At 50.1% G+C, this 7986-nt stretch carries 8 protein-coding genes and 1 pseudogene; all 9 read right to left on the bottom strand.

All coding sequences use genetic code 11. The annotated features are described in order from the left end of the window. Window positions 1–117 precede the first annotated feature (117 nt). Entirely contained in the window at window positions 118–987 is an 870-nt protein-coding gene (locus tag WBV75_RS10365) for a cupin-like domain-containing protein (RefSeq protein WP_424120539.1), read from the bottom strand. Window positions 988–1048: 61 nt separating this feature from the next. Next, window positions 1049–2137 carry a biotin synthase BioB gene (gene bioB, locus WBV75_RS10360; protein WP_424120538.1) on the bottom strand — a complete coding sequence of 363 codons (1089 nt, stop codon included), beginning with the start codon at window positions 2135–2137 and terminating at the stop codon, window positions 1049–1051. A gap of 104 nt (window positions 2138–2241) precedes the next feature. Further along, window positions 2242–3384, bottom strand: a complete 1143-nt coding sequence (locus tag WBV75_RS10355; RefSeq protein ID WP_424120537.1) for a beta-ketoacyl synthase N-terminal-like domain-containing protein — start codon at window positions 3382–3384, stop codon at window positions 2242–2244. A 42-nt stretch (window positions 3385–3426) separates the two neighbouring features. Next, on the bottom strand, window positions 3427–4695 hold the full coding sequence (gene bioA, locus WBV75_RS10350) for an adenosylmethionine--8-amino-7-oxononanoate transaminase (protein WP_424120536.1): 1269 nt from the start codon (window positions 4693–4695) through the stop codon (window positions 3427–3429). A gap of 113 nt (window positions 4696–4808) precedes the next feature. Beyond that, on the bottom strand, window positions 4809–5435 hold the full coding sequence (gene bioD, locus WBV75_RS10345) for a dethiobiotin synthase (RefSeq protein WP_424120535.1): 627 nt from the start codon (window positions 5433–5435) through the stop codon (window positions 4809–4811). A gap of 3 nt (window positions 5436–5438) precedes the next feature. Further along, the gene (locus WBV75_RS10340) at window positions 5439–5819 is read right to left on the bottom strand and encodes a putative signal transducing protein (protein ID WP_424120534.1); all 381 of its coding nucleotides are present in this window, start codon (window positions 5817–5819) and stop codon (window positions 5439–5441) included. Beyond that, a complete protein-coding gene (locus WBV75_RS10335) occupies window positions 5816–6964 on the bottom strand; it encodes an aminotransferase class I/II-fold pyridoxal phosphate-dependent enzyme (protein WP_424120533.1) in 1149 nt (382 codons plus the stop codon). Before WBV75_RS10335 ends, WBV75_RS10340 begins: the two co-directional genes overlap by 4 nt. 106 nt (window positions 6965–7070) lie before the next feature. Further along, a complete protein-coding gene (locus WBV75_RS10330) occupies window positions 7071–7349 on the bottom strand; it encodes a F0F1 ATP synthase subunit epsilon (protein ID WP_424120532.1) in 279 nt (92 codons plus the stop codon). Window positions 7350–7396: 47 nt separating this feature from the next. After that, a pseudogene (locus WBV75_RS10325) lies at window positions 7397–7986 on the bottom strand (F0F1 ATP synthase subunit beta); the annotation flags it as partial.

The raw sequence follows: 7986 nt of genomic DNA, 5'->3' as shown, positions 1-7986 counted from the left end.
AACCAAAGGTACCACCTGCATATATGCCCGAAGTCAATGTCAGTTGTAAATCTAAAATTAATTACCAGAACAGAAAAATAGGAATATACGCAATGCCTTACTTCAGAGCTGCCCGATTTATTGAAATCGGCCTGACATCCTTTTGTGGGTCCGATCAATAGCCTGCTGGTTCTTCCAGTCAATCCATTTTTGCCCCCTAAGACGGCGCATAACACCGTCGTAATTCCTCATAACCAATAGGTTATAAAAGGCTTTGCTCAAATTTGCAGGGTTTCTGGCAATAGCCCTTAAGCTCATAGAAAACCCAGGGGTGATATAGCGCATATGGTGCCAGTATCCCTCTGGCATATACAAGACTTCTCCATGTTTGAGTTTTGCCCTGTATCCGCTGGCGTGTTTTAAAGCGGGCCAGGTGTTCAGGTCAGGGGCTGAAAAGTCAATAGCCTCATGGGTGATGAGCGAATGTGGAACCTTGTAAAGAAACTTATTCTCGGATTGAGGAAAAAGAATAACCTCTTTTTCCCCCTGGAAATGAAAGTGGAAGATATTGGCGAGGTCAATGTCGTAATGCATAAACGTGTAGGAATTTCGACCGCCAAAAAAGAGCATCGGCAATCCCTTCATAAGCCTGAGGCCAAAATCAGGATACTCAAAATCCTTCTGTAGCTCGGGGACTTCTTTTAATACATTCCAGAGGAAAATCCGGTATCGGGTAGGTTCCCGTTTCAGCAGATCGATGTAATCCGCCATTTTCATTCGGGCATGGGGCTCGTTAAAACCGTCTTTGTGGTCTACTGGCCGGTCATCGTACAGCGGAACTACTTTGGATCCTGCTACCTCCTGCATATACTCCAGATTCCATTTGGTATACGCAGGCCAGTGCTCAATGGCCCTTTCAATAATTACGGGCTTTTGAGGCCGGTAATACTCCTGCAGAAAGGATTCCCTGGAGATCCGGGGTACCCTGGGTACTTTCTCGAGATGCACTGTTTAAATTCAATTTGGCCCTCAAAGGTAAGAAACCTCTGAAAAAAATTTGTAGAGCTCTTTAGGACGATCGTTTCCTTTTAGCTGCCTCATTTCTTGGAATGACGTGACCCGGCCTGGACCAGCGGGGTTTTTCTCCCAGGGGATGGAGGGCTGATTCTTCGGCCTCGATCGTTTCAGGCTTGGCCTTTTTTACAAAAGGGGGTTGGGGCGTGAGCCCGAGTGTTTTAAAGAGTTCCATGTCCTCATTGACATCGGGGTTCGGGGTTGTCAGGAGTTTATCCCCGGCAAAAATGGAATTTGCCCCGGCGAAAAAACACAAGGCCTGTCCTTCCTGGCTCATTTCAGTCCTTCCGGCGGAAAGCCGAACCTGTGTTTCGGGCATAACGATACGGGTTGTGGCAACCATCCGCACCATCTCCCAAATCGAAACCCGTTCAATATCCTCCATGGGTGTCCCGGGAACCGGCACCAATGCATTGATTGGCACAGACTCAGGCTGGGGATCGAGGGTGCTGAGTGCTACCAGCATTCCTGCGCGGTCCTCCAGTTGCTCTCCCATTCCTATAATTCCCCCACTGCAAACAGTAACATTGGTTTTCCGGACATTTCCGATAGTCTCCAGGCGATCTTCAAAGGCGCGTGTAGAAATGACATCCTTATAATAATCTTCAGAGGTGTCCAAATTGTGGTTATAAGCATATAATCCCGCTTCTGCCAAACGTTTGGCCTGATGCTCTGTCAGCATGCCGAGCGTACAACAGACTTCCATGTCCAGCTTGTTGATGGTTCGGACCATTTCCAGTACCTGGTCAAATTCCGGGCCATCCTTTACATTGCGCCATGCAGCACCCATACAAACGCGTGAACTCCCGGATTCCCGGGCCCGAAGTGCCTGAGCCTTCACCTGGGAGACAGACATCAGGTCATTCCCATCAATATCTGTGTGATACCGGGCTGCCTGGGGGCAATAACCGCAATCCTCCGGACAACCTCCTGTTTTAATGGAAATGAGGGTTGAAACCTGAACAGTATTCGAATCGTGATACGCCCTGTGGATACTGGCAGCCTGAAAAAGCAAGTCCATCAGGGGTTGATTATAGGTTCTCATGACCTCTTCACGGGTCCAGTCATGTCTGATTGCAGTCATAAATAGTATTGCTTGGTTGCTCTAATGTTCTAAATAGGGGGTATATGACTCCCCTGCCGATCAAAAATAGCCCATTGGTATTGAAACGCCAACGACATTCCTATTTAGATAGACCCTCTTTCCAAACAAATACTCACGGCATTGCCCCCGAAACCGACCGCATTCACCAATACACGCTCCAGTTTCTCAGGCCCGGGCATCTTATCCAGATAAGGCACCTCAATAAAATACTGATGTTTAAGCATCAAAATGGCGAGTTCCACACTCAGTATGCCCGAAGTCCCCAGGGTATGACCCAGTTTCCATTTGTTGGTTGTCAGGGCAGGGGTCATTTTTCCAAAAACCCGGTGTACCGCCTCCATTTCTGCTGTATCTCCTTTCAGGGTTCCCGGTGCGTGCATTACGACCACATCTACACTCTCAGGCGAAATCCCATCCAGGGCCATCTCCATGGACCGTTTGAGGCAGTCGCCACTTGCGGACATCGAGGCGCCATGCGCTATCGGCTCCGTGGCATACCCTACCCCTATGATATAAGCCAGGGACCCTTTCTTCCGGCCGGGTTCCAGACATGCCATCCCGGCGCCTTCACCCAGGACCATAGTGTTGGTTTGCTTGGCCAGGTCAAGGGCCCTACAGGGAAAATTCCCGCCCTGGCTGTAGATTTTGAGGGCTTTCATCTGAGCCAGGGTAAAGGCCGTCAGGGGGGCCTCACTCCCTCCAACCAGAAAACGGTTAGCCATTCCCGAGGTGATCCAGGCAATCCCATTTAAAACCGCATGAAGTGCGGTGGAGCAAGTAATTGAATGTGACAAGACAGGACCTGATGTCCCGAGATCCTGGGCAACCCAGGACGAAATATTGCCAAGGGTCGTATTGGGAGAAGTTTGTGGCCGGACCTTTCCGGAATTGATAAATGCCTCGTGCTGGGTTTCTAAAAGGTGAGTAGCCCCCCGGGAGGAACCTATATTCACCCCATATCCGGAGTTCCCGGTCCACCCCGCGGCCTGAATGGCTGCCCTCCCGGCCCGAATGGCATAGAGTACACTGGGGTCGAGGTGCCTGTATTGTGGATGTTGCCCCTTAAGGACTTCGATCTGGTGAAGGTCCGTTTCAGATAGCATCCCCGCCATTTCCCCTGAAAAACCCTTCCCGGATAGCGCACGAAGCCTGTGTTCCGGACTTATATACGCCTGCCAACTCGCATCCGGCCCAGAACCCAGGGCCGATAGCGAGACCATTGACATTATAGAAATTTCGGTGTCTAACATAGGTAGCGTATATCCCGTTTACAAGGTGTCCAGAAGGAGCTCCAGGGTCCCATACAGTTTTTGGAGTTCAGCAGGGGCAATAACATATGGGGGCATCAGGTACACAGTGCTTCCCAGGGGTCTTAAGAAGACACCCCTGTCCATAAAAAAAGCCATTAGTTCATCACGAACATTTCCATAGCGGGTGGTCTCGAGATCCAGATCCAGTGCCAAAATCACCCCGCAGTGCCTTGAAGACCGGATTTTCGGATGCCCATCCATACGGCTGAGGAAATCCCGATGCGCCTGTTCTATTCGCCTTATCCCGCTTTGAATATTCTCCGAAACGAAGAGTTCAAGGGCTGCCAGGGCTGCTGTGCAAGCCAATGGGTTGGCGGTATACGTATGCCCGTGGAAGAAACCCCGGGAAACTTCATCCCCGTAAAACGCCTGGAATATCTCTGCAGTGCACGAGGTAATCGCCATGGGCAACAGCCCTGCCGTCAAAGCCTTGGACAAGCAAATGATATCCGGTTTGGTGGGCATTTTCTCGGAGGCAAAACAATTACCTGTTTTGCCAAAACCTGTCATCACTTCATCCGCTATTAAAAGCACCCCTTTCCTTTTGAGGAAATTCAAAAGCGCCTCAAGGCCCAAAGGATTGTGCATTTTCATCGCTGCGGCCCCCTGTACAAGGGGTTCATAGACAAAAGCTGCCACTTCCTGAGTCGTGAGGATTTCCTCCAGGGTACGGAGTATTTCGATGGGTTCTTCCTTTAAAGGCACCGGAATTCGTATCACCTCCAAACTGAAATCTTTAAAAGGCCCATTGTAAACGGATAATCCCGAAACGGACATAGCCCCGAAGGTGTCCCCGTGGAACCCATCCTCAAAGGCGAGGAGGACTTTCCTTGGCCTTCCCAGGTTGAAATGGTATTGCAGGGCCATTTTTACACCTACTTCAACGGCCGTCGAACCGTTGTCTGAAAAAAACAGGCGCTCTTGATTTTTGGGAAGCAGGGGTATGAGTTTCTCGGAAAGGGCCACGGCAGGTTCGTGGGTAAACCCGCTGAAAACGACCTGATCCAGACGCTGCATCTGGGCATATACCCGGGAAGTTATATACGGGTTGCAATGGCCATAAACCGCAGTGTACCAGGAAGAAATCCCATCGATATAGGCGTTGCCTTCCTCATCGTAGAGGTAAACCCCTTCCGCCCGGGATATCGCAAGCATTTCGGGATGCGTTTTATGTTGGGTCAGGGGGTGCCAGATGAATTTCTGGTCTCGTTTTGACAGGGTTTCCAAAATATCCGTTTTAGAAGAAACTATTATATACAAAGATCAGAATAACCGGGCGAATCGCACAGGGATCAACCCATTTCGTTCACACCTTTCCCGGGGACTTGAATGCAAATCCATTACATCAGCTTGTATTGCCTCAGGGCAGGCTGTAAGTTTTCCGCCAACGACCGAACAACGGTTTTATCGAATACGGCCTGTTCCTCGATCCGGCCCAGTACCGGGCATGCTGTTTTTGTCCTGATAATCCCTTCTGTTGAAGGGTGTCGGTTTCCGCTAAACAGTATATATGGCCTGAAACCCTTTTCTTTAAGGACTCTTAGGGTAAGAAGGGTGTGGTTGATACTCCCAAGGTAATGACGCGAAACCACAACAACTTCGTACTCCGGACGGATCAGATCCAGGATGGTGTCCTTCTGATTCAGGGGTACGAGTAAGCCTCCCGCTCCCTCGATGACCAGATGATTGTCTGTACGGGGTGGGACGATTTGGCTTAAATCAATGGTGACCTGATCGATCTCGGCCGCAGCATGGGGACTCATAGGGGTATTGAGCGCATACGAGTTCGGGTGAATCACCGTTCGGCTATTGCTGACGAGTTTACGAATTTTATGACTGTCCGAATTTTCAAGATCTCCGGCCTGCACAGGCTTCCAGTAATCTGCCTGCAAGGCCTCGGTTAAAACAGCCGCCGCCATGGTCTTTCCTACTTCGGTTGAAATACCCGTCACAAATACACGTGTCATAGACTATCCCCTTGTGATCATTTCACATTGTAAACATCGGTATTTGGGCGGTTCGAGAAAAGGAAATAACCGATATACCAATCGGGACCTGTCTAGAAATCGCTCCGATCGGGTCGCCTTGCAATTCGGACACACTATTGGGTGGCCGTCTTTATCAATGGCGTATCTGCGGACACTATCATAGATGTCCTGTGCCTTTTTCCTGTCCTCCTGGTATACCATCACCTTAACACCTCCGATAGCGGCAGCGATAAAAGGGTCGGCCTGCAGAATATTAGCATCCTTCAGAAAAACAGGAATACCTTCAGATTCCAGTTTTGCCTTTAGGAGTTCCGCATCTGCCACGTAGTCAAAAGCACCGAGTGTGTGGTAATTACTGTTCATTCCTCCTTCATCTTAAGCGACTGCTCCAAGATAGTCAAAACTCCTCGTATTTCTTCCGCGGTGTTAAAAGCGTGTAAGCTGAAACGGAGGCACTCCCTTCCCCTGGCAACTGTCGGCGACAGTATAGGTTTAACATCGTAACCTTTGGCCCTGAGCGCTGTCGAGAGGGCCTTCACCCGTTCATTCCCGCCTATTTCACAGCAGTGTATGGCTGCCCGTGCCTCCGGGAAATACCCTGTTAGCCCTCGTTCTTTTATGCTTGCGGTGAAAAGTGATATATTTTGCCTGAGACTTTCCTGTGCCCGGCTGCCCTCTGGCCCGCTAAGCCATTCATAAGCCCTTGAGATGGCATAAACTCCGGAAGGGGGAAGTGCGGTGGTATAGATTAAACTCCGGCTGTAGTTGATCAGGTAATCCTTTAACATACTGCTGCCCAGTATGGCTGCCCCATGGCATCCGAGCGCCTTTCCAAAGGTGATAATACGGGCAAAAACCAAATCCTCACAACCTGCCTCAATGACTGCACCCCTGCCCTGAGGCCCCAGTACCCCGGCCGCATGGGCCTCATCCAAAATCAGTCGATATCCTTCCTGCTGGCAATACCCTGCCAGGGCAGTGATATCCGGACCATCGCCTTCCATTGAATAAACGGTCTCGGCAATGACATAGACCTCAGAACCTTCTGGAATACTCCCTCCGAGGACCCTTGAGACCCGCGCCCGCAGGGAGTCCAGGTTGTTATGGTCGAATTTGTAGCTCTTCGCCTTACCCAGGGCAATCCCATCCCGGATACTGGCATGGACTGAAGTGTCATAAAAAATATAGTCGTTCCGCTGGAGCAGGGCGGACAACAACCCGAGGTTGGCGTCGAAACCTGAATTGAAGATCAGAGCCGCCTGAGCCTCGTGAAAATCAGCCACAATTGCCTCCGTATCCTCAAAGAGGTGGTGGTTCCCACTGATCAGGCGCGAACCCGTACTACCCGACGCAAATTCCACCGCATTTTCCACTTCAGACTGCGCAAAACCCAGGTAATCGTTGGAGGAGAAATCTACCCCAGAAATTGGTGACTTCAAACTACGAAAAGCCCCTTCTTCTCTACGCTGTCTTAACTTCTTCAGGAGTTTGTCAGGAAAATCTTCCATGTTGTAAAAATACGACTTCGCTGAATTCCGTGGTCTCTGTCGCTACTATTGGATAAAAAAAAACCCGCATCTGCCGATGCGGGTTCTTGATTAATTTCAACAGTTTTTAGTCCGCAAGGACGATAATCTTGTTGTTTTTCAATTCCACCGTTCCGCTCGTAATCTTCAGTACCGTCTTGCCATCTGAACCTTTCGAAAACCGGCTGCGGAATTCTTCTTCGATCTCCAGGTTGCCCGCAATTTTAACGCTCCCTTCCTGCAGGAGGGATACGATGGGTGCGTGATCCTGAAACATCTGAAATTCCCCATCCACGCCCGGAACAGTAACGGAGGTAACTTCTCCGGAAAACAGGGTAGCCTCTGGGGATACAATCTCTAGGTGCATAGGTATAAGTTTCTGTTAAACGTGCCTGTTGTTCACTTTTGGACCGGCTAGACTTCTGCCAGCATTTTTTCTCCGGCTTCTATAGCCTCCTCAATACTTCCTTTGAGGTTAAAAGCGGACTCGGGCAGGTGATCTAACTCTCCGTCCATGATCATGGTAAATCCTTTAATGGTCTCTTTAATGTCTACAAAGACACCCGGAATCCCCGTGAATTGTTCAGCCACGTGGAAAGGTTGAGACAAGAATCGCTGTACCCGTCGGGCGCGGGCCACGGCGAGCTTATCCTCTTCTGAGAGCTCTTCCATCCCCAGAATCGCGATAATATCCTGAAGTTCCTTGTAACGCTGAAGCAACTCCTTTACCCGCTGGGCACAGTCGTAATGTTCTTTTCCAAGAACCTCAGGCGTAAGGATACGGGAGGTCGAATCCAAAGGATCCACCGCCGGGTATATCCCGAGCTCGGCAATTTTACGAGAGAGTACAGTGGTCGCATCAAGGTGGGCAAATGTTGTTGCCGGTGCCGGATCCGTAAGGTCATCCGCAGGAACATAGACGGCCTGAACAGAAGTAATCGATCCTCTTTTGGTCGAGGTGATACGCTCCTGCATGGCTCCCATTTCAGTAGCCAGGGTAGGTT

The organism is Robiginitalea sp., from assembly GCF_049588695.1.
In the GTDB taxonomy this organism is placed as follows: domain Bacteria; phylum Bacteroidota; class Bacteroidia; order Flavobacteriales; family Flavobacteriaceae; genus Robiginitalea.
Note: the sequence above shows the minus strand (reverse complement) of the source record. Positions and strands in the feature narration are given on the sequence as shown.

Excerpts from the sequence above, each read along its gene's own strand:
- WBV75_RS10330 (WP_424120532.1), bottom strand. The coding sequence starts at position 7,349 with ATGCACCTAGAGATTGTATCCCCAGAGGCTACCCTGTTTTCCGGAGAA.
- bioD (WP_424120535.1), bottom strand. The coding sequence starts at position 5,435 with ATGACACGTGTATTTGTGACGGGTATTTCAACCGAAGTAGGAAAGACC.
- bioB (WP_424120538.1), bottom strand. The coding sequence starts at position 2,137 with ATGACTGCAATCAGACATGACTGGACCCGTGAAGAGGTCATGAGAACC.
- WBV75_RS10335 (WP_424120533.1), bottom strand. The coding sequence starts at position 6,964 with ATGGAAGATTTTCCTGACAAACTCCTGAAGAAGTTAAGACAGCGTAGA.
- WBV75_RS10355 (WP_424120537.1), bottom strand. The coding sequence starts at position 3,384 with ATGTCAATGGTCTCGCTATCGGCCCTGGGTTCTGGGCCGGATGCGAGT.
- WBV75_RS10340 (WP_424120534.1), bottom strand. The coding sequence starts at position 5,819 with ATGAACAGTAATTACCACACACTCGGTGCTTTTGACTACGTGGCAGAT.